19 protein-coding genes are annotated in these 22360 nt (G+C 32.7%); 11 read left to right on the top strand and 8 right to left on the bottom strand.

Going from position 1 to position 22360, the window contains the following annotated elements; genetic code table 11:
* Positions 1 to 78 precede the first annotated feature (78 nt).
* The 5 genes from ABJD66_RS12570 to ABJD66_RS12590 all read left to right on the top strand — a co-directional run bounded on the left by ABJD66_RS12570 (position 79) and on the right by ABJD66_RS12590 (position 9748).
* Positions 79 to 2673, top strand: a complete 2595-nt coding sequence (locus tag ABJD66_RS12570; RefSeq protein WP_100894973.1) for a TonB-dependent receptor — start codon at positions 79 to 81, stop codon at positions 2671 to 2673.
* An 82-nt stretch (positions 2674 to 2755) separates the two neighbouring features.
* Positions 2756 to 4057: a trehalase family glycosidase gene (locus ABJD66_RS12575; protein ID WP_348132129.1), complete on the top strand. Its 1302-nt coding sequence runs from the start codon at positions 2756 to 2758 to the stop codon at positions 4055 to 4057.
* Between the two features lie 12 nt (positions 4058 to 4069).
* The gene (locus ABJD66_RS12580) at positions 4070 to 5716 is read left to right on the top strand and encodes a sodium/solute symporter (protein WP_100894975.1); all 1647 of its coding nucleotides are present in this window, start codon (positions 4070 to 4072) and stop codon (positions 5714 to 5716) included.
* A gap of 1 nt (position 5717) precedes the next feature.
* A complete protein-coding gene (locus tag ABJD66_RS12585) occupies positions 5718 to 6905 on the top strand; it encodes a glycerate kinase (protein ID WP_348132133.1) in 1188 nt (395 codons plus the stop codon).
* A gap of 89 nt (positions 6906 to 6994) precedes the next feature.
* Positions 6995 to 9748, top strand: a complete 2754-nt coding sequence (locus tag ABJD66_RS12590; protein ID WP_348132136.1) for a TonB-dependent receptor — start codon at positions 6995 to 6997, stop codon at positions 9746 to 9748.
* A gap of 86 nt (positions 9749 to 9834) precedes the next feature.
* Here ABJD66_RS12590 and ABJD66_RS12595 read toward each other — a convergent pair whose 3' ends face one another.
* From ABJD66_RS12595 to ABJD66_RS12615, 5 genes are read right to left on the bottom strand one after another with little or no spacing between them, the layout of a single operon-like run.
* A complete protein-coding gene (locus ABJD66_RS12595; protein WP_348132139.1) occupies positions 9835 to 10623 on the bottom strand; it encodes a TPM domain-containing protein in 789 nt (262 codons plus the stop codon).
* The gene (locus tag ABJD66_RS12600) at positions 10604 to 11041 is read right to left on the bottom strand and encodes a TPM domain-containing protein (protein ID WP_100896820.1); all 438 of its coding nucleotides are present in this window, start codon (positions 11039 to 11041) and stop codon (positions 10604 to 10606) included. Before ABJD66_RS12600 ends, ABJD66_RS12595 begins: the two co-directional genes overlap by 20 nt.
* Positions 11042 to 11048: 7 nt before the next feature.
* The gene (locus ABJD66_RS12605; RefSeq protein ID WP_303543233.1) at positions 11049 to 11648 is read right to left on the bottom strand and encodes a LemA family protein; all 600 of its coding nucleotides are present in this window, start codon (positions 11646 to 11648) and stop codon (positions 11049 to 11051) included.
* A 39-nt stretch (positions 11649 to 11687) separates the two neighbouring features.
* Positions 11688 to 12017 carry a MerR family transcriptional regulator gene (locus ABJD66_RS12610; RefSeq protein WP_100894980.1) on the bottom strand — a complete coding sequence of 110 codons (330 nt, stop codon included), beginning with the start codon at positions 12015 to 12017 and terminating at the stop codon, positions 11688 to 11690.
* The gene (locus ABJD66_RS12615) at positions 12017 to 12994 is read right to left on the bottom strand and encodes a M23 family metallopeptidase (RefSeq protein ID WP_303543235.1); all 978 of its coding nucleotides are present in this window, start codon (positions 12992 to 12994) and stop codon (positions 12017 to 12019) included. Before ABJD66_RS12615 ends, ABJD66_RS12610 begins: the two co-directional genes overlap by 1 nt.
* Before the next feature lie 200 nt (positions 12995 to 13194).
* Here ABJD66_RS12615 and alaS point away from each other — a divergent pair, with 200 nt between their 5' ends.
* Genes alaS through ABJD66_RS12630 form a run of 3 tightly spaced genes read left to right on the top strand, consistent with a single transcriptional unit; the run spans position 13195 to position 17404 of the window.
* Positions 13195 to 15810, top strand: a complete 2616-nt coding sequence (gene alaS / locus ABJD66_RS12620; protein WP_348132145.1) for an alanine--tRNA ligase — start codon at positions 13195 to 13197, stop codon at positions 15808 to 15810.
* A gap of 8 nt (positions 15811 to 15818) precedes the next feature.
* Complete coding sequence (locus ABJD66_RS12625) at positions 15819 to 16775, top strand: GSCFA domain-containing protein (RefSeq protein WP_348132148.1); 957 nt, start codon at positions 15819 to 15821, stop codon at positions 16773 to 16775.
* Positions 16776 to 16777: 2 nt separating this feature from the next.
* Positions 16778 to 17404, top strand: a complete 627-nt coding sequence (locus tag ABJD66_RS12630) for a DUF4230 domain-containing protein (protein ID WP_303543241.1) — start codon at positions 16778 to 16780, stop codon at positions 17402 to 17404.
* Position 17405: 1 nt separating this feature from the next.
* Here ABJD66_RS12630 and ABJD66_RS12635 read toward each other — a convergent pair whose 3' ends face one another.
* The 3 genes from ABJD66_RS12635 to ABJD66_RS12645 all read right to left on the bottom strand — a co-directional run bounded on the left by ABJD66_RS12635 (position 17406) and on the right by ABJD66_RS12645 (position 20107).
* Complete coding sequence (locus ABJD66_RS12635; RefSeq protein ID WP_100894985.1) at positions 17406 to 19157, bottom strand: aromatic amino acid hydroxylase; 1752 nt, start codon at positions 19155 to 19157, stop codon at positions 17406 to 17408.
* Positions 19158 to 19308: 151 nt separating this feature from the next.
* Positions 19309 to 19863 carry a DUF4136 domain-containing protein gene (locus ABJD66_RS12640; RefSeq protein ID WP_303543245.1) on the bottom strand — a complete coding sequence of 185 codons (555 nt, stop codon included), beginning with the start codon at positions 19861 to 19863 and terminating at the stop codon, positions 19309 to 19311.
* An 82-nt stretch (positions 19864 to 19945) separates the two neighbouring features.
* Positions 19946 to 20107: a DUF5522 domain-containing protein gene (locus ABJD66_RS12645; RefSeq protein ID WP_348132153.1), complete on the bottom strand. Its 162-nt coding sequence runs from the start codon at positions 20105 to 20107 to the stop codon at positions 19946 to 19948.
* A 167-nt stretch (positions 20108 to 20274) separates the two neighbouring features.
* On the opposite strand from ABJD66_RS12645, the gene ABJD66_RS12650 reads away from it, so the two are divergent.
* From ABJD66_RS12650 to ABJD66_RS12660, 3 genes are read left to right on the top strand one after another with little or no spacing between them, the layout of a single operon-like run.
* Positions 20275 to 20604, top strand: a complete 330-nt coding sequence (locus ABJD66_RS12650; protein ID WP_100894987.1) for a hypothetical protein — start codon at positions 20275 to 20277, stop codon at positions 20602 to 20604.
* A gap of 12 nt (positions 20605 to 20616) precedes the next feature.
* Entirely contained in the window at positions 20617 to 21522 is a 906-nt protein-coding gene (locus tag ABJD66_RS12655) for a pyridoxal-phosphate dependent enzyme (RefSeq protein WP_348132158.1), read from the top strand.
* Positions 21515 to 22357 (top strand): glucosaminidase domain-containing protein, encoded by an 843-nt coding sequence (locus tag ABJD66_RS12660; protein WP_348132161.1) that lies wholly within the window; start codon positions 21515 to 21517, stop codon positions 22355 to 22357. The genes ABJD66_RS12655 and ABJD66_RS12660 overlap by 8 nt, the downstream gene beginning before the upstream one ends.
* The last annotated feature ends 3 nt before the right edge of the window (positions 22358 to 22360 follow it).

A 22360-nucleotide genomic window follows, 5' to 3' on the forward strand; every position in this document is an offset into this window, starting at 1 on the left:
CACCTTATAAATTTACTTCACAATTGTACATTTTATAAATAACTGACAACAAACTTAAACTTATTAAAACTCAACAAAATGAAAAATTTAATTATTGCATTCGCATTAATTTTTAGCATTACAGGAGTGTTTGGACAAACAGATATCTCTGGTACGGTTAAAGATTCAGATGGAGTTCCGGTAGATGGAGCTAATATTATTATAAAAGGAACAAGTGAAGGGACAACATCAGATTTTGATGGTAATTACACATTTAATACTAGTTTAAGTGGCTCGCAAATAATAAGAGTTACTTATATAGGGTATACTACAATAGAAAAAACTGTTAACTTATCTGGTTCTTCAGTTACATTAAATTTTGTTTTAAATGCAGACGGACAACAGTTAGATGAGGTTTTGCTAACAGCAACATCAACAAGAAGGTCCCAAAAAGAAACACCTTTATCTGTAACCTCTTTAGGGGCAAAACAATTAGCAAAAGTAAATACAAGTAGTCAGGCAGACGTATTGCGTAGTGTGCCAGGTATTACCGCAGAAGGTGGTGGTGGTGAGGTAGCATCTAACATTTTTGTAAGAGGTTTGCCTTCTGGTGGTCAATACCAGTTTAATCCATTACAAATAGATGGTATGCCAGTATTAAGCACATTTGGTTTAAACTCATCTGCTCATGATGTATATTTTAGGAATGATATAGGCATAAAAAGTTTAGAATTTGTGCGTGGTGGTTCTTCAATTTTATACGGAGTTGGTTCTGTTGCGGGTATTATAAATTATACCAGTATTACAGGAACAGTTCAACAAAAAACAACATTAAGAACCGAGTTTGGTAGCAACTCTAGATATAAGGCAGATTTTGTTACTAGTGGTCCTTTAGGCGGAGAAGATTCTAAAACCTTTTACGCACTATCTGGATTTTATAGATATGATGAAGGGCCAATTATTACAGGTTTGCCAACAGAAGGTTTTCAATTAAGAGGTAATATTAAGCACGTAACAGAAAAAGGTTCTATTACAATATCTGGTCAGTATATAGATGATCAGGTACAATTTTTCTTGCCTTACCCATTAGAGGGTGGTTCTAGAGAAAGACCAAATGGAAATAACGGAGATGAAATTTTTACACTGCAAACTGCAGATGCACAAGACATATCTTACAGAACTCCAGATGGTATATACACGTCTCCAATACAAGACGGAGTATCTACAAAGGGGTCTTACATTATGGCAGATTTTAAACATAGGTTTGATGATAGTTTTAAGTTAGATGCAAAATTACGTTACTCTAAATACGCACATCAGTTTAACTTATTTTTAGATGGTAGCGGTGTAGGCGGAGCAAAAGTTGTAGAAACACAACAAGAGTATTTAGATGCAAGAGGCTTAGCAAGCGGAGATTTTACATACTTAAACGGACAACCTTTAGATGCAGATGCATTACTTTTTGAAAACAGAATTTTAGACAGAGACAGACCGCTGCGTGAGTTAATGGCAGACATTAAATTAACAAAGTCTATAGATATACATAATATTACTTTTGGTACATTCTTTTCTAGGTCAGAAGCAGGAGATTTTAATGTTATTACTAGGTATTTAGGAGAATACAACAACAGGCCAAGTTTGGTTAATGTATCAGATTACAGTGTAAACGGTGTTACAAACAGAGGTTTAGCATATACAAATCGTAATATTTCTAGTAATAAAATAGCTGCATTTATAGCAGATGAAATTAAACTAGATCGTTGGAATTTAGATTTTGGTATTAGATATGAGAGAGCTTCTGGTGATATTGAAAACGAAGGCACAGCATCTTACCTTGTAGATAATACAGGTATTGCTGGTTTAGATAATGTAACCTGGGGAGATGGTAGCTATACTAGAGGTCATGTATACGCAGATGATTTTGCTGTTGCTTTAGCAGCTTTGTATAAAGTAAATGATAACTTAAGTGTTTATGGTAACTTTTCTAGAGGATACTTTTTTCCAGAGTTAAGAGGTACAAAGTTTGATGCTTTAGGAAATCCTTCATCATACGACACAGAGAAAATTCTTCAAGGAGAATTAGGTGTTAAATATGGCGTTCCTGGTTTTTCTGCAACTGCAGCGTTATATAATGTTAGTTTAAAAGACAGGCGCTCTGTAAGTTTTGTTAATGCTCCAGGAGGTGGTTTTTTAGAAGAAGTAGATAAGCAAGACTCTAATACATATGGTTTTGAAGGTACTTGGAACTGGAGTTTTGCAGATAACTTTGCTTTTACAGGTTCTTTTACATACCAAGATCATGAGATTACAAAGTCAGAGAACGACCCAACTATAGAGGGTAACGAGTTAAGAAGACAACCAAATGTTATTAGTGCTTTGGGCCTTAGTTATGATGATGCTAAGCTAGATGCTAGTTTTGATTTTAACTACACAGGTAAAAAGTTTACTAATGAAACAAATACAATAGAATTAGACGCAATAGGTATTTCTAATCTTAATTTAGGATATACTTTTAGTTTAAGTGAAGAAGGAGAAACATTAAGAGTAGGTACGCAAGTATTTAATTTGTTTAATTCAGATGGCGTTACAGAAGGCTCACCAAGGTTAGGTAATAACCAAACAGATGAAGAGTTTTTTGTAGGTCGTCCAGTGTTGCCAACAAGAGTATTTTTAAACGCAACATTCAATTTCTAAGTTAGTAGTTTTTTGTTTATAATTATTAAAAACACATTGGCGGCAGTCAGTGCCGCCAGTGTGTTTAAGTCAACATTTTTTTATGAAAGAGAGGTTAATATCACAAGCCATTAATGTATTAGAGGAGAATTTTCAACCAGGAGGGTTTACAATTCCGTGTAAAGGATTGTATCCTTTTCAATGGAAATGGGATAGTGGTTTTATAGCCATTGGTCAGGCTTATTATGATGTGTCTAAAGCAAAGCAAGAAATTTCTACTTTGTTAGATGCGCAATGGGATAATGGTTTTATACCACACATTGTTTTTCATAACGAGAGTGATACCTACTTTCCAGGAGCAGATGTGCACAGATCAGATTTAAGTCCTGTGTCATCTAAAAAGTACAAGTCAACAGGAATGACACAACCTCCTGTTACTGGTTTTGTGCTAGAAGAAATGTATAGAATAGCAAAAGACAAAGAAGATATGTTTGGCTATATAAAAAGTCAAATAGACAAGGTTTATGACAACCATAAGTATTTTTATCAAAACAGAGATGTAAATGATGAAGGGTTGGTCTTTATTTACCACAATTGGGAATCTGGAACAGATAACTCTCCTATTTGGGATGATATTTGGAAAACAATGAACCCTCCAGATTATACTTTTGAACGTAGAGACACTACACACGTAGATGCATCACAAAGACCAAGTAAAAGAGAGTATGATCATTATTTATATATCATAGAAATAGCTAAAGAAAATAATTATAACGATGCTAAAATAGCAGAGTTATCTCCTTTTTTAGTAATAGACCCATTATTTAATGCTATGTTAATAAAGTCTAACCAAGCATTAATTAACTTGTATACACTTATTGGTGATAATGATGATAAAATAGCACAACTTGTAAAATGGCAAGGAAAAAGTATAAAAGGCTTTAACAAAAAGTTGTGGGATAAAGATTTAGGTGCTTATGTACACTATGATTTAAGAAAGGATAAACCAATATGTTTTGTAACATCATCATCTTTTTCTCCTTTGTTTGCAAACATACCAAGTAAAGAGAGAGCAGATATATTGGTAAATACAATGATGACAAAATTTGGAGGAGAAGATAAGTACTTATGTGCTTCTTTTGATCCAGAAAGTGATCGTTTTGACCCTAAAAAATACTGGAGAGGTCCTGTTTGGATTAATATGAATTGGATTTTGTTCTACGGATTAAAAAATTACGAGTACAATAATATTGCAGATCGCATAAAAGAAGATTCTATAGAGCTTATCGAAAAATTTGGCTTTTACGAGTATTTTAACTGTAAAAAAGGAACAGAGGATGCTGGTTATGGCGGAGATAATTTTTCATGGAGTGCAGCATTGCTTATAGATTTTTTAAATAATTAATTAAACCAGAGTATGAACTATATAGACTATGCAATTGTTGGGCTTTACCTTTTTGGGTTCTTGGCAATGGGCTATTTTTTTAAGGAAAATAAAGACTCTAAAGACTACTTTTTAGGAGGTAAAAGTCTTGGGTGGTTTCCTTTAAGCCTATCTACCATGGCAACACAATTGTCTGCTATTAGTTTTATTTCTGCACCAGCATTTGTTGGGTTAAAATTAGGAGGAGGGATGAAATGGCTAACGTTTGAGTTTGCCGTTCCATTAGCAATGATTTTTATAATGGTCATTATAGTTCCTCCTTTGTTTAGATCTGGAGTTGTTAGTATTTATGAGTTTGTAGAAAGACGTTTTCATTCATCTACACGTATGCTTTTAAGCGTGGTTTTTTTAATAAGCAGAGCTTTAGCAACGGGAGTAATGGTATACACTATTTCCATAATATTGCAAGCTGTTTTAGATATAGACTATGTGTATACGGTATTAATTATAAGTGTTATAACTATAATTTATTCTTGGCAAGGAGGTATGAAAGCCGTTGTTTGGGGAGATGCAATACAAATGATAATACTTTTTGTGGGCTTAATAATATGTCTTTTTTATGGTTGGTCTTTACTAGATAGTCATGGAGGTATAGGACAAGGTTTTGCTCCTGAAAGATTACAGGTAATAGACTTTAATTGGGGAATAGGAGAAGGCCAAGAATATGGTTTATGGCCAATGTTAATTGGTGGTTTCTTTTTATATGTTTCTTATTATGGTTGTGACCAAACACAAGCACAAAGATTGCTGTCTGCAAAAAATGAAAGTACCATACGCAAGTTGTTATTAGCAAACGGACTGTTGCGTTTTCCTGTTGTATTACTGTATTGTACTATAGGTTTGGTTGTAGGTACTTTGGTTATAAAAGCCCCCGATTTTTTAAATGATATTGCTGTAATGACAGAAAAGTATTTTCCTGCAGAATATGCCGCTACTGGCGCTAAAGCAGATTTAATGATACCTATTTTTATTACCAAATATTTACCCCACGGGTTAATTGGTCTGTTAATGGTAGGAATACTTTCTGCAGCAATGTCTACTTTAAGCTCAACAGTAAATTCACTATCTGCAGTTACGGTTGAAGATTTTTTTAATAGAGGAGGTAAAAAAATATCAACAAAAAAATACATGATGGTCTCTAAAATCTCAGTGGTTTTTTGGGGTCTTGTATGTATGGCTAGCTCGTTTTTGTTTGGCGGTAGCAAAAGTGCAGTAATAGAAATTATAAATGCAATTGGTTCTGTTTTTTATGGACCAGTTTTAGTAACCTTTTTGCTAGCTATGTTTTCAAAAAAGGTAAACTATAAAGGTATAAATGCAGGTATTTTAATAGGTGTTTTGGTTAATCTTATTTTTTCTAAAACAATGCAAAATATTGTAGGCATAGATTTAGGAATACATATTTTTTGGATATGGTTAAACTTTACAGGTGTACTATTAACTTTGGCTATTAGTTATTTAGTAAGTTATTTAACAGGTTGGCAAAAAGACACTAGTAATTTATTGATAAATGTATTTCCTAAAAAATCAGATTTTTTAATAAAAGAAGTTTATATATTATTAGGCTTTTTTGTTGTTATACTTATTCTAAGTTTTCTAATTCCCCAAATATATAGTTAGCATGAATTATTTAGTTATTCCAGATAAGTTTAAGGGCTCATTAACTGCTAATGAAGTAATACAATCAATTACTAGTGGTTTACAAAGAGCGGACAAATCACCTTCTGTAAAGTCAATTTTAGCATCAGATGGTGGTGACGGTTTTTTAGACGCTGTTGCTTGTAAAATTATGGTGCAAAAAGTATATGTAGATACTATAAATCCAATAGGAGATAAGCTAAGAACATATTACTTACTTAATAAAGATACTAAAACGGCTTACGTAGAGCTTGCTAAAGCATCTGGTTTAGAGTTGTTAAAAACCAAAGAACGTAGTGCTAAAAAAACATCTACATTTGGTACGGGTCTTTTAATTAAAGATGCCATTAAAAAAGGCGCAACAAGTATTTATTTAGGTCTTGGCGGTAGCGCAACGAATGATGCTGGTATGGGATTGGCTGCGGCTTTAGGGTATTCTTTTTTTAATGAAGACGGTATGGCATTAAACCCAATTGGAGAAAATTTGTCTAAAGTTTTTAAAATAGAGCGCAATGCTACGGTTACTATTTTAAATAGGATAAAATTTTATGCAGTTAATGATGTAGATAACCCTTTGTTTGGTGAAAATGGAGCTGCAAAAGTTTACGCAAAGCAAAAAGGAGCAACTGCAAAAGATATAGAGATTTTAGATAAAGGACTAGAGTACTTTAGTTCTGTTATAAAACATTCTATGCTGTTAGATCATTCATTTTTACCAGGAGCTGGTGCTGCTGGAGGAACAGCTTTTGGTTTAAAAACTTTTTTTAATGCCGAATTTATTAGCGGTGTAAAATTTTTACTAGAACTAACAGAGGTTCCAAAAATGCTAAAGACTAAAAAAATTGATTGTATAATTACTGGTGAAGGTAAAATAGACAGTCAAACTAATAATGGAAAGCTAGTAAAAGGTGTTGTAGATTTAGCTAGGCATTATAATATTCCTGTAATTGCCATTTGTGGTAAATTAGACGCAGATGAGGAACAGTTAAGTAAAATTGGTTTAAATGAGGCATTAGAAATTTACGATCCTAAAAAAGGAGTAGATTATAGCATAAAAAATGCAGCTATGCTTGTGGAAGAAATTATATATCAGTTTTTTAAAAATGGTAGGCGTAAAGCACAAAAAAAAGTTAACGTAAGTAAAATTCTTTCAAAATTTAATATATTTTAAGATAAACTGTAGGTTTTTTAAGGTTTCTTTAAGAGGTATCGTTTAGGATAAAATTACATTTGCTTGGAACGAACTAAGCAAAACCCAAAATGAAATTATTTTTATCGCTAGTACTAATGCTAACCACATTAGCTAGCTTTTCTCAATCTAAACAGAAACCCTTTGATGTTTCTGGGATTATTATTACAGCAGACGACAACCAACCATTAGAGTCTGCAACTGTTTATTTGCAAAGAGTAAAAGACAGTTCTTTAGTAACATATACAATTACAGATCAGGACGGAGCTTTTACCTTAGAGGGTAAAACCTATGATGCAAGTTTAAATATGTTTATCTCATACATAGGCTATAAAACTTACACTAAAAAAATACAAATATCAAAAGACAAAATTAATTTAGGTCAGGTTAATTTACAAGTAGATGAAAATTTACTAGATGAGGTTGTGGTTAAGGCTACAGCGCCAGTAACTGTAAAAAAAGACACATTAGAGTTTAATGTTAATTCTTTTAAGACTAAAAAAGATGCAAATGTAGAAGATTTGCTAAAAAAGTTACCAGGTGTAGAGGTAGATGAAAATGGAAAAATTACTATAAACGGTAATGATGTTAGTAATATTTACGTAAACGGGAAACCTTTTTTTGGTGACGATCCTACAATTACTACGCGGAATTTAACTAAAGATCTTATAGAAAAAGTACAAATTACAGACACTAAAACAAAATCACAAGCTTTTACAGGTGAGGAGTCTGAGTCTGAAGCTAAAACAATTAACCTTACTATAAAAGAAGAAAAAAACAAAGGTGTTTTTGGTAAAGCCTCTGCCGGTGGTGGTACAGATGAACGGTATGAAGCAGCTGCAATGGTAAACCTTTTTGATAACGACCAAAGATTAAGCTTACTCTTTGGTGGTAATAATATTAATTCTGCTGGCTTTAGTTTTGGAGATTTAAGTAATATGTTTAGCGTTGTTGGTGGCGGAGGTGCTGGCAGTGGAATAACAACTTCTAAAAATGCCGGATTAAATTATACAGATAAGCTAAATGATAAAGTAGATATTTCTGCAGATTACTTTTATAAAGAAAGTAATACAGAGAATGATAATGCAAGTCAGCGAGAAAATATTTTACCAGACTCAAGGTATTTTACAAACTCAAGATCCAATTCTCTTGCAGATAATTTTGAGCACGAAGCAAACTTAGAATTAGAAATAGAGCTAGATTCTACATTGCGTATAGATTTTGAACCAACTTTTACTTACGGAAAAAATACAAGTTCATACACAAGTATGGAGGAGTCTAGAAATGAGGAAAATTTTATTACCAATGAATCTGCGTCTAATTCTTTTTCTGAAGGTACATCTAGTAATTTTAGAAACGATATAGATATTACTAAAAAAATAGGGTCTAAAGGTTCTTTTTTACGTGTAAGTATTACTAATGGAATTAGAGAATCTAACACAGAAAACTTTCTTAATTCACAAACAGAAATATACGGTGATAATGCAGAGTCTATTAGTAGAGATCAGTTTACAGATGGAGAGCAAAAAACTACAACTTTAAATACAGGGCTTACGTATAGAATTCCATTAGTTAAAGATGCACTTTCTTTAGATCTTAAATATGATTATAGGTCAGATAAAGATGAAGATGTAAAAAGTACTTTTGACTTAGATAACACATCACAAGAATTTACTAATTTTAATAAAGCTTTAAGTACAGATTTTGAATATAAAAACGATAGAAGCACTCCAGGACTTCGTTTAAATTACAAAAAAGATAAATTAAGTCTAAATTTTAGAGGTAGTTATATTTATAGAACGCTAGAGAATAAAGATGCCTTAAGACCAGAGCTTAACTTAAAACGTAATTTTGAGGCCCTAGAATTGTCTTCTAGGTTTACTTATAGGTTTAGTCCTAAGGCTAGAATTTTTGCGCGTTATTCTTTAGACAATAATACACCAAGTTTAAACCAGTTACAACCTTTTGAAAATGTTAACGACCCATTAAATACCGTAGTTGGTAACCCTGGTTTAGAGCCAACCACTACTCATAGGCTAAATTTAGGTTATGGCAAACATAATTTTCAGAAAGGATTAACTATTTGGTCTTATGCAGGTTTTAATATTGATAAAAACCAAATAGTTGCTAAAACTACTATTAATGATGACTTTGTTAGAAGTACAACGTACGCTAACGTAAATGGCGGATACAGCGCAAGAGGTAATATTTTTGCAAGCAAAACAAAAAGGTTAGACACTTTAAGAACATTAAAATTTGGAGTAGGATTTTTTGGTAACGTTAATAAGTCTATCAATTTTAATAATAATGTTAAATATAGCGCAACAAATACTTCTTTAAATCCATCTATAGAGCTTACGTTTAATTGGAAAGATGTTATGGAAATTATACCTAGGTATTCTGTATCATTTACTAAAAATACTTTTGATTTAGATCAATTCAACAATCAAGATTTTAAATATCAAACTTTAGGTATAAGAACAGCTACTTTTGTGCCTAAAAAATTAGAGTGGCGTAATGATGTTAACTATACATACAACCCAAATGTAGGGCCAGGTTTTCAAAAAAGTGCTTGGTTTTGGAACACAACTTTAGCGTATTCTATTTTAAAAAATAATGGTACAGTTTCTTTAAAAGCATATGATTTGCTTAACCAAAATACAAATGCAAGGCGTATAGCAACGGGGAACTACATACAAGATAGTCAAAGCACGGTGTTGCAGCGTTATTTTATGTTAAGCTTTAGTTGGAAATTTAATAGCCTTGGAAGTGGTAAAATGCCACAACAAAGAGGCAGAAGAGGATCTTACCGTCACTACGGATAAATATTTTAAAAGAATAGTAGAGCATAAAAAAAACTCCCTTAACTACATTAAAAGTTAAGGGAGTTTTTTGTTTTTTTAATGGTTGTTTACCAACCACCAGAAGCGCCACCGCCACCAAAGCCGCCTCCGCCAAAGCCACCACCAAAACCTCCTGTGCTGCCTCCGCCAAAGCTGCCGCCTCCGCCAAAACCACCAGAAGAACCTCCGCGGCCAAGGTTGCTTAATATTATAATATCTAACAAATCTATTCCTGTAGATCTGTTGCCACCGTTATTACCGCCATTGTTTCTCTTTTTGTTTATCAATATTAAAATAATAATAAAGAAAACAATAAAAGGTAAAAAAGATTCTAAACGAAGCTTAGTAAGATTTCTGTCTTCTTTAAATTCACCTTTTAACGCGCTAAAAATAGCATCTGTACCGTAGTTTAAGCCGCTGTAATAATCTCCGCTTTTAAATTGGGGTATAATTACGTTGTTTATTATTTGGTGGGCTGTAATGTCTGGTAATCTTCCTTCAACTCCGTAACCAGTATTTATGGCAATTTTTCTATCATTCTTAGCTAATAGAATTAAAATACCGTTGTCTTTTCCTTTTTGACCAAGCTCCCATTTTTGTCCCCATTGTGCACCCAAAAAGTTAATGTTTTCACCTTCTGTACTTGGTATAACAGCAATAACTATTTGTGTAGATGTGCTGTCAGAATAACTTATAAGTTTGCGTTCTAAACTACTTTTATCAGTAGGAGATAAAAGATTGGCATAGTCATATACACTAGTTTCTAACTTGGGTTTTTCAGGAATTTTATATTGTGCAAAACTTAAATTTGCTACAACAAAAAATAAGAGTAATAAGTTAACCTTTAGATATTTCATTACTAAGTTCATTGGCATCAGTATGTAACCAAGGAAAATGAGTTTCTAACTCTTTCCCGGCTTTTAAAACACCATTAATAATTCCTTGTTTAAAATTTCCTTTGGTAAATTCAGCTTGAATAGCATCTTTGGTTGTATTCCAAAAATCTTTAGGCACAGCATTATTTATGCCTTTATCACCATAAATAACAAACTTTTTATCAAGTACAGCAATGTAAAGTAATACGCCATTTTCTGCCTTAGTGTTGTCCATTTTTAAATAATGAAAAACTTCTTGAGCTCTTTTGTAGTGTTCTATATTGCTTTTTGCTTCAATATGTACTCTAATTTCACCAGAAGTATTTTTCTCTGCAGCTACAATAGCAGCTACAATTTCTTGTTCTTCTGTAGCAGTTAAAAACTCTTCAACCTTAGACATAGGATTATTATTTGAAGTCAAAACTTGCGTCTGGTGCTTTTTCTGAACCTTCATCAGCACTAAATAAAGCCATTGGTTCAAAATTAGCTATAGAGGCAATAATGTTTGTAGGTATCTTTTTTATATGAATATTATAGTCTCCTGCAATATCATTAAATCTATTACGCTCTACGTTTATTCTGTTTTCTGTACCTTCTATTTGTGTCTGTAACTCTAAAAAGTTTTTGTTAGATTTAAGATCAGGATAACGTTCTACAGATACCAATAATTTGCTAAGTGCACCAGTTAACCCACTTTGCACTTTGCTAAATTGCGCTATTTGTTCTGGTGTCATATTAGATGGGTCTATATTTATAGACGTTGCTTTAGCTCTTGCGTTTATAACACCAGTTAAAGTGCTTTTTTCAAAATCTGCTGCACCTTGTACTGTTTTTACTAAGTTACCAATAAGGTCATTTCTTCTTTGGTAAGAGCTTTCTACATTTGCCCATTGCTTAACAGCTTGTCCTTTCATTTCTACTAAGGTATTATTTGCGCTAACATACCAGCCGCCAAGAGCTAGTAGCAATACAACAAAAAAGGCAAGTACAATTAATAATTTTTTCATAGTTATGTTTTTAGTGTTTAGTTTATATGTAATTAATGGTTATAATTGATCTTTTATTTTTAGAAGTTCTGACTTAACATTCTCTAGTTTTGTAATAATATCAAAATTAGAAAGTGTTTTTTTCTTTTCTTCTTTTAAATGAGTTTTGGCACCATCTAGTGTAAAGCCTCTTTCTTTTACAAGGTGGTAAATTAACTGTAAGTTTTTTATGTCTTGCGGAGTAAATTTACGGTTGCCCTTCGCATTTTTTTTTGGTTTTAAAACATCAAACTCCTTTTCCCAAAAACGTATTAAAGACGTATTTACGTTAAAAGCCTTGGCTACTTCGCCAATACCATAATATCTTTTTTCTGGAAGTTGTATATGCATTAATCCAATGATTGATTTTCTTGTGATGCGTGTTTCAGTAAATTTTCAAACTCTATAGCAGAAAGGTTACCGTAGTAGAAATTAATAGGATTAATTCTGTCACCATCTTTCCAAACCTCATAGTGCAAGTGTGGAGCTTCAGATCTACCAGTACTACCTACAAAACCAATAATATCTCCTCTTTTTACTCTTTGCCCGGCAGTAACATTGTACTTGCTCATATGCGCATAAAGTGACAGGTAGCCATAACCGTGGTCTATGCGTACGTGTTTACCATAACCTGTAGAGCTAGCATCTGCTCTAGTAACTTTACCGTTACCAGATGCGTAAATTGGTGTTCCTCTAGGAGATGTAAAATCCATTCCCCAGTGCATTTTACGTACTTTGGTAAATGGGTCAGATCGCCAGCCAAAACCAGATGCCATACGTGTTAAGTCTTCGTTGCTAACTGGTTGTATAGCAGGTATTGCTTCTAAAAATTTTTCTTTTTCTTCGGCAAGTTTGGTAATTTCATCTAAAGATTTAGACTGTATTACCATTTGTTTTTGTATAATTTCTAATCGTTTAGTGGCATCAATAATCATTTCAGAATTGTTAAAGCCTTCTAGAGATTTGTATCTGTTTACGCCACCAAAACCGGCACGTCTTTGTTCTTCTGGTATTGGGTTAGCTTCAAAATATAAACGATATATGTTATTATCTCTGTCTTCTATATTAACCAATACTTGTTCCATTTGCTCCATTTTTTTGTTAAGCAATTCAAACTGAAACTCATAATTATGTAGTTCTCTTTGTAAAGAAAGTTCTTTGGGAGTATTAATTAAATTGGTATTTAATAGAAGTAGCAACCCTAAAAAACCCAATATTGCAGCACCCATAAACATTAGCGCTACGTTGCGAAATTTTTTAGACTTTTTATGCTCTATCTTTCTGTAAGATAGAGTGTCTGGATCATAATAATATTTAACTTGAGACATAAAGGGAATTTATCCTATTTTTGCACTTTTAATTTATCAAAACAAACAAATATAAAAATTGTTTTGCAGAAATAGTTAATTTTATAAAAAGCTTACCATTTTAGGGTGGTATAAGCTTTGTAATTTAATGTTATTTGCGTTAAATATAACGTTTTTTAACAAACTAGAGCAGCCAATTAAATTTACAAACATAGCAACAGATGAAATCTCAAGAAATAAGATCTCAGTTTTTAGAATTTTTTCAGAATAAAACACACAAAATTGTTTCTTCTGCCCCAATGGTCATTAAAGATGATCCTACTTTAATGTTTACCAATGCTGGGATGGTACAGTTTAAAGAGTTTTTTCTTGGAAATACTGAAGCCAAAAATACTAGAGTTGTAGATACTCAAAAATGTTTGCGTGTTAGTGGTAAGCATAACGATTTAGAGGAAGTTGGTAAAGATACCTACCACCATACAATGTTTGAAATGTTGGGTAACTGGAGCTTTGGAGATTACTTTAAAGAAGAGGCTATTGCTTGGGCTTGGGAATTGCTAACCGAAGTTTTTAAAATTGATAAAACAAGTCTTTATGTTACTGTTTTTGAAGGAAGCAAAGACAGAGATAATTTAGATATGGACCAGGAAGCATTAGATTTATGGAAAAAAATTATTCCAGAATCTCAAATTCTTTATGGTAATAAAAAAGATAACTTTTGGGAAATGGGAGATCAAGGACCTTGCGGACCTTGTTCAGAAATACACGTAGATATTAGATCTGCAGAAGAAAAAGCAAAAGTTTCTGGTGCAGACTTGGTAAATATGGATCATCCTGAGGTTGTAGAAATATGGAACCTTGTATTTATGCAATACAACCGTAAAGCAAACGGAGAATTAGAAAACTTACCTGCAAAGCACGTAGATACAGGTATGGGATTTGAGCGTTTGTGTATGGTAATGCAAGGTGTACAGTCTAATTATGATACAGATGTTTTTACTCCTATCATTAGAGAAATAGAGACTATTACCAATGCAGAATATAACAAAGAAGAAGAAATAAATATAGCAATACGCGTTATTGCAGATCATATTAGAGCTGTTGCTTTTTCTATAGCAGACGGTCAGTTGCCAAGTAATACAGGCGCTGGTTATGTTATACGTAGAATTTTAAGAAGAGCAATACGTTACGGGTTTACTTTTTTAAATACTAAAGAGCCTTTTATGTATAGGTTGGTAAATGTGCTAACTAATACTATGGGTGATGCTTTCCCAGAACTTAAAGAGCAAAAGCAATTAATAGAGAATGTTGTTAAAGAGGAGGAGCACTCTTTCTTAAAAACATTAGACCAAGGTTTGGTATTGTTAGATAGTGTTATTAACAACGCATCATCTAAAAATATAGATGGTAGAAAAGCATTTGAATTGTATGATACATATGGTTTTCCTATAGATTTAACTGCTCTTATTTTAAGCGAGCGCGGGTATACTTTAGATGAAAAAGGGTTTGAAGCAGCAATGCAAGAACAAAAAAAACGTTCTAGGTCTGCGTCTGAAGTATCTAAAGAAGATTGGGAAGTTTTATTGCAAGATGCAGAACAAGAATTTGTTGGGTATGATGCTTTAGAAACAAATGTACGTTTGGTAAAATACAGAAAAGTAACGTCTAAAAAAGATGGTGAGCAGTATCAGTTGGTATTTAATATAACTCCTTTTTACGCAGAGGGAGGCGGACAAGTAGGAGATAAAGGGTATTTAGAAGCACAAAACGGAGATGTTGTGTATATAGTAGATACTAAAAAAGAGAATAACGAAATTATTCACTTTGCTAAAAATTTACCTAAAAATACTACAGATACTTTTAAGGCTGTTGTAGATGTTAAACAACGTCAAAGAACAGCAAGTAACCATACAGCTACACACTTATTGCACCAAGCATTAAGAGAAGTTCTAGGTACACACGTGGAGCAAAAAGGTTCTGCTGTACACTCTAAATACTTACGTTTTGATTTTTCTCACTTTTCTAAAGTTACTGCAGAGCAGTTAAAAGAGGTAGAAGATTTTGTAAACGCAAGAATAGAAGGTAACTTACCTTTAGAGGAAAAACGTAATATACCAATGCAAGAGGCTTTAGATGCTGGTGCAATGGCATTGTTTGGAGAAAAATACGGAGATACGGTTAGACTTATACGTTTTGGGCAGTCAGTAGAACTTTGTGGAGGTACACACGTACAAAACACAGGAGATATTTGGCACTTTAAAATTAAGTCAGAAGGTGCAGTTGCTTCAGGCATACGTAGAATAGAAGCTATTACTTCTGATGCTGTTAAAGATTTTTATGCAGCTAATAGTGAAGTTTTAACAGGTATTAAAGAGGTATTAAATAATGCTAAAGATCCTGTAAAAGCTGTAACTTCTTTACAAGAAGAAAATAGCAAGCTTAAAAAAGAAATAGAGCAATTGTTAAAAGATAAAGCTAAGAACTTAAAAGGCGATTTATTAAACGAGTTACAAGATGTAAATGGCGTGCAATTTTTAGCTAAAAAAGTAGACTTAGATCCTGCAGGGATTAAAGATCTATGTTTTAATATGGGTGCAAACGCTACTAATATGTTCTTGCTTTTTGGAGCAGAGAACAATGGTAAAGCTACCTTGTCTTGTTATATATCTAAAGAATTAGCAGGCGAGAAAGATTTAAACGCGGGTACCATTGTACGTGAACTTGGTAAATACATTCAAGGAGGTGGCGGTGGCCAACCATTTTTTGCGACTGCAGGTGGTAAAAACCCTGGCGGAATTACAGAAGCTTTAGAAAAGGCAGTATCTTATATAAATTAAAATAGTGTATGAAACTACAAACTAAAGTACCACTTAAGCCAAGTACGTTTCAAATAGACTATTCTAGTAAGCTATTGTTATTGGGTTCTTGCTTTGCAGAGCATATTGGCAATAAGTTTACGTATTATAAAATGCAAGCCGCAACCAATCCGTTTGGTATTCTGTTTCATCCGCAGGCAATAACGCAGTTGGTAAACAATGCAGTTTTACAAGAAAAATACACAGAGGAAGATATATTTAAACAGAATGAGCGTTGGCATAGTTTCAACGCTCATTCTAGTTTAAGCACGCCATTAAAACAAGAACTACTACAAAATTTAAATACAGCAGTATTAAAAACTAAGTCTACTTTAGATACTGCTACACACGTGGTAATTACCCTAGGAACTGCTTGGATGTACAAACACTTGGAGTTAAGTAAAGTAGTTGCAAATTGTCATAAAGTGCCACAAAAAGCCTTTAAAAAGCAATTGTTAACCGTGGCAGAGGTAGAGAATAGTTTACAAGAGCTTATTACATTGGTAAAAAGTGTAAATGCTAATGCTAAATTTATTTTTACGGTTTCTCCTGTTAGGCATATAAAAGATGGTTTTGTAGAAAATCAGCGTAGTAAATCTCATTTGCTAACCGCTGTACATAACACCATAGAATTAGAAAAAAATAGAGGTACTACTTTTTATTTTCCTAGTTATGAAATTATGATGGATGAGTTACGTGATTATCGATTTTATAAAGAAGATATGGTGCACCCAAGCAAATTAGCTGTAGATTATATTTGGGAAAAGTTTACTAGTGTGTGGTTAACTAAAAAGGCCTTAGAAACTACTGAAAAAGTAGGCGCTGTACAAAGAGGATTAGAGCATAGACCTTTTAATTCGGAATCAGAGCAACATCAGAAGTTTTTAAAAAATATTCAAGAAAAAATTACGTATCTTCAAAAAGAATATCCTTTTATTTCGTTTTAATTATGAAGAGAATCCTTGTAGGAATTATTATTGTTTTAGTGGCTTTACTTGTATTTAAAACTTGTTCAGATAAAAAAGAAGAACAATCTATATTACAAGAAAACTCAATGTTAATACAGCAGCAAATACAAAATGTATCTAAGCTTGTAGTAACCGAAGGTCACTTTGCAGAGGTGTATAATTACAAAGATTCTCAACAGCTTTTTGGGCCGCTAATTACAGCAGAAAAAAAAGCATTGGTTGTAGTAAATGCAGATGTTACTGTTGCTTATGATTTAAGTAAAATTGTTTTTAATGTTGATGAAGAAAACAAGGTGTTGCAAATAACAAGCATACCAGAACCAGAAATAAAAATAAGTCCAGATTACGAATATTATGATGTTACAGCAGACTTTTTAAATCAGTTTGATGCTAATGATTATAATAAAATAAAGAAAAACGTAAAAGCATCATTATTTAAAAAAGTTGAAAAATCTACCTTAAAAACAAATGCTAAAAATAGACTTTTAAGTGAGCTGTCTAAGTTTTATGTATTAACAAATTCTTTGGGGTGGACATTACAATACAATGACAACCCAATTAATAAAATTGAAGAGTTAAACTACATTAAAGAGTTAGAGTTACAATAACTTATACAACCAAACTTTTATCTACCAGTTCCAGTCCGTCATCTATTAAATGTCCTACCTTAGGGTTGTTTTGTTTTACAGTTTCTAAGTGCTGTATAATTTCGGAAGCAAAATCCTCGTCATTATTAGATTTGGCTAATTCATACAATTCTACAGGCAACAACCAATCTGTTGGGTAGTTGTTTTTTACTTCCTGAAAAACTTTGTTTCTAGAGATTGTAATATTAGTGCCTTCTCTAAACTCACGTACTTGTTTGTATAAATTTTCAAGCAGTGTTTTTGCTTCTGTTTGTTTAGGTTTAATAGTTTCTTCAGTAATGCTATGTGTAATTAAATCAAAACTATGTAGATCTGCAGGGCCATTAAAGGCAGAAACAATGTTTTCGCCCACTGCCATATGGTATAATCCCCATTCTGGTTTAAACAGTATAGTTTCTCCTTGTGTAACAGTACAGTTTTCAAAAGTAATAAGAACAATTTCCCCTTTTAGGTTTCGTGTTCCAGTTATAATACTTCCTTTAACTTTAATGCCGCCAACAAATTCTAAGGTAATGGTTTGTCCTTCAAAAATATTATAAGCTTTTAAGTCGCGCGGACTCATATCTTCAATGGCTAAATTAATGCCTTTTAGTTTGCCAATAGGAGAGCCAAAGCCATCTGCGTGGTGTTTTGTGCTGTGGCCAACCAATTCTTTTTCTCTGTAAGACAAAGCTGTTTTACCAGTAGTTTGTATGTAGCTAGGTTTTCCTTTATGAGTAATTACATTTGTAAATACACCAGATATTTGCAAGCCTGTGCTAAGTTCTACAGTTCCTAAAGCATTAGAGTCTATAAGTTTATTAACGCCATCTAAACCACCAGTGCGTAAAGCCATTGTGTTGGCAAACTCTTCTAAAACCTGACTTAAAAAAGCAAAGTCTGGTGTTACAAAAAGCTGAGGTTGAGGTTGTGTAATATCAAAAGATTTATGAGCAGCTTCACTAGAGTATTCTAATTTTTTAACTTGGTCTGTCATACACCAAGCACTTTCTCCTATAGAAGAAAGTAAACCAGCACCGTAAATTTTAGGATTTTCAGTAGTGCCTATTAATCCGTACTCTACGGTCCACCAGTGTAAATTACGAATTAACGCCATTTCACTAGGTTCGCCCATATTTTGTTGTAAATCTTCTACGTGTTTTTCTGCTTTTTCTATTTCTTTTTCATCAGATCCAGCAGCTTCCTTTATAATAGATAAATGCCTAACAGCTTCATACAGCTCATAATCTTTTCCGCTAGATATTGCTTTGCATCCTATTTCTCCAAATCGTCTTAAATACTCTGCGTATTCAGGATTTGCAATAATGGGAGCGTGGCCAGCACCTTCATGAATAATATCTGGAGCAGGTGTATATTCTATGTTTTCTAATTGTCTAATGTCAGACGCAATAACCAATACATTGTAAGCTTGGAACTCCATAAAAGCAGAAGGAGGTATAAAACCATCTACAGCAACAGCAGCCCATCCTATTTCTTGTAAAATACGGTTCATACCGTACATATTAGGAATGTTTTCTATAGAAATACCTGTCTTTTTTAAACCTTCTAAATAAGATTTATGGGCAACTTTACTTAAATAATCTACATTTTTACGCATAACATAACGCCAAACAGCTTGGTTTACTGGAGTGTAATCCTCATAGTTTTGTGGTTTTATATATTGTTTTAAATGCGTTGGTAGTTTATCTAATATGTAATTGCTTGTGTAAGACATTGCACTTTATGTTAGGTATTAACTTAATGGCAATAAAGATACAAAATTGGAAAATGATTTTAGTTTTATTTAGTTGAAATAAGCATTAATAACGAAGAATAAGTTTTGAGTTTTAAGCAAAAAAAACCGCTATAAATAGCGGTTGTAATTTTTATTTAGATGCTAACTCTGGCGGATAAGCTTCTAGTATCTGAGAAACAAACTCTTTAATACGTTGTTCCTTTTTTTCTATGTTACTAGTGTTGTTTAAGGTTCCAATACCACGGCCTTGCCAAACTAGCTCTTTATTTTTAGCGTCAATTAAGTCTATATATAAAGATCCTTCTGTACTTGTAGAAACATTACTTCTGTTAAACCCGTTGCCAAAATAATAAGGATTCCAGCCCCAGCCAAAGCCTCCGCCCCAATAGTTATTGTAAATATCTACACGTTCTTTTTCTTTGGTAAAAATACTTACTAGAATATCTGGTGTTGCAGATTTTACAAAGCCTCTAGAACTCATTTCAGCATCAATAGCTTTTAGAATTCTTTTTTTATCTAGGTCAGATATTTGAGCTTTATCTATGCCTGTTTTATAAAAAGCATATGTTTTGTAAGTGTTAAAACTTGCTTCCTTATCGTAGTCAGACAATACGCGTACAGACGTACAAGAGCTAAAAAGAACCAGAGCAAGTACTGGTACTAATGCTAACTTTAATGCTTTCATATTTTTGATGTTTTTAGTTTGTATAAATAGCACAAAAACTGTGCCGTTACTTTATAAACGCCTAATAATAAGCTGTTTTAATTTATTTTTGAGTATTTGTTTTAGTATTGTAACCATAAGGACAGTGTCTGCAACCGCTTTCGCAACAGTATCCTCTTCTTTTGTGGTATTGCTCTGTAAATACTCTGTAACCCTCTTCAGATAAATAATAGTCGCCTTCTATAGGTTGAAGATTTTTTTTCATATCGGTAAAATTACGAGTTTTTGCGTTAAGTATGTAAAACCGTAATTGTTAAAAGTTAAAAATAGTTGGTAGTCGGTGTTTTCAGTTATTAATCGTTTTAAGTCTTAAAAATGGTATAGTTTCTGTACTAAGTTGTTAAATTTGAAAATGTTAATTAATAAGTACGTATGATTTTAGTTTCAAAACTATTCTTTAGAAAAAATTATGTAGGCCTATCTTTATGGCCTTTTATAATTTTAAAGAGTGATGCGCTAAGGGATGATGACTCTTTAATTAATCACGAAAAAATACACTTAAGGCAGCAATTAGAACTTTTAGTTTTGCCTTTTTATATATTGTATTTGCTAGAGTTTTTAATTCGTTGTTTGTTTTATTGGGATAGTTATAAGGCTTATCAGAATCTTAGTTTTGAAAGAGAGGCTTATTATAATGAGGATAACCCTAATTATTTAAATGAACGTAAACCCTTCAGTTTTATTAAATATCTTTGGCGCTGAAAATTATAAAACGTGAAAGTTTTAAATCAGCAAGTACGACTTCCTATTTTATCAGAAAAAAAGATATCACTCTGTATTAAGAGAGAAGATACGCTACACCCTTTTATCTCTGGTAATAAGTTTAGAAAATTAAAGTATAATTTACTGCACGCTAAAGAAATAAAAGCAACAACACTTTTAACTTTTGGTGGTGCGTACTCCAATCATATTGCGGCAACTGCCTATGCAGGAAAAGAAAACGGTATAAAAACCGTTGGTATAATTAGGGGAGAAGAATTGGTAAATAAATGGCAACATAACCCAACTTTGGCTTTTGCTAAAGAAAACGGAATGGAGTTTAAATTTATAAGTAGAGAAGCTTACAGACAAAAAAATAATTCTGAATTTTTAACCAATTTGCAGTTAGAGTTTCCTGATAGTTTTGTGTTGCCAGAAGGTGGTGCTAATGACTTGGCTGTAAAAGGTTGCGAAGAAATATTGACAGAAAGAGATACTGATTTTAATGTGGTGTGCAGTGCTGTTGGTACAGGTGGTACAATAGCAGGTATTATAAATTCTGCAAATAAGAATCAATTGGTTTTGGGTTTTCCGGCGTTAAAAGGTGATTTTTTAAAAGAAGATATTTGTAAATTTGCTAATAACACAAATTGGGAGCTTATAAATAGCTATAATTTTGGTGGTTATGCAAAGGTAACATCAGAATTAATAAATTTTATAAACTCTTTTAAAAATGAAACCAAAATACCTTTAGATCCAGTGTATACGGGTAAAATGGTTTATGGTATTTTAGATCTAGTACGTAAAAATTATTTTGCACCTGGCACTAAAATTGTAGCAATACACACTGGCGGATTACAAGGAATAAAAGGAATGAATAGTTTATTACTAAAGAAAAAATTACCTCTTATAAATGAATAATAATACACAAAAAAATAGTTTAAGGTTAATTTATAAAGCAGGAATAATAGTGTTGCTTGTTTTTTTTGCAAGTTGTAAAGCTAAAAGAAGTGTTACCAAAAGGTCTCATAAAAAAGTATCTACAGTTACGCCTAAAAGTAATTCTAACAATGGTAACGCTCTTTATGGTTTGCCAAAAGATGAAGGTAAATTTGTAAGTTTTGCTATAGAAAATACAGACGATTATATAAATACATTTGCTGCAATAGCTCAAGATGAAATGAAAACTTATGGAATACCCGCAAGTATAACTATTGCACAAGGTATTTTAGAAAGTGGATCTGGAAAAGGAGAATTGGCACGTAAAACCAATAACCATTTTGGTATAAAATGCCACACTGGTTGGGAAGGAGATTTTGATTATCATGATGATGATGAAAAAGGGGAGTGTTTTAGAAAATACAACCACCCAATGTACTCTTTTAGAGATCATAGCTTGTTTTTAACAACAAGAGGTAGGTATTCTTCTTTGTTTGATTTACGCGCTAATGATTACAAAGGATGGGCTAAGGGATTAAGAAAAGCTGGTTACGCAACAGATCCTAAATACCCGCAAAAGTTAATTTACTTAATTGAAAAATATGACCTTCATAAATATGATGGTAAGCATAAAGCAGTGCGTACAGCTCCAAAAGAATATGTTGTAAAAAAGCATAAGGTAGAGGCAGGTGAAACACTGTATGCTATATCTAGAATGTATTTTATGGGAGTGCCAGAGTTAATGAAACTAAATAATTTAAAAAATACAAACCTAAGCGTAGGTCAAGAACTTATTGTAAAATATACTAAAAATTAAATC

The organism is Cellulophaga sp. (assembly GCF_039943695.1).
GTDB lineage: Bacteria > Bacteroidota > Bacteroidia > Flavobacteriales > Flavobacteriaceae > Cellulophaga.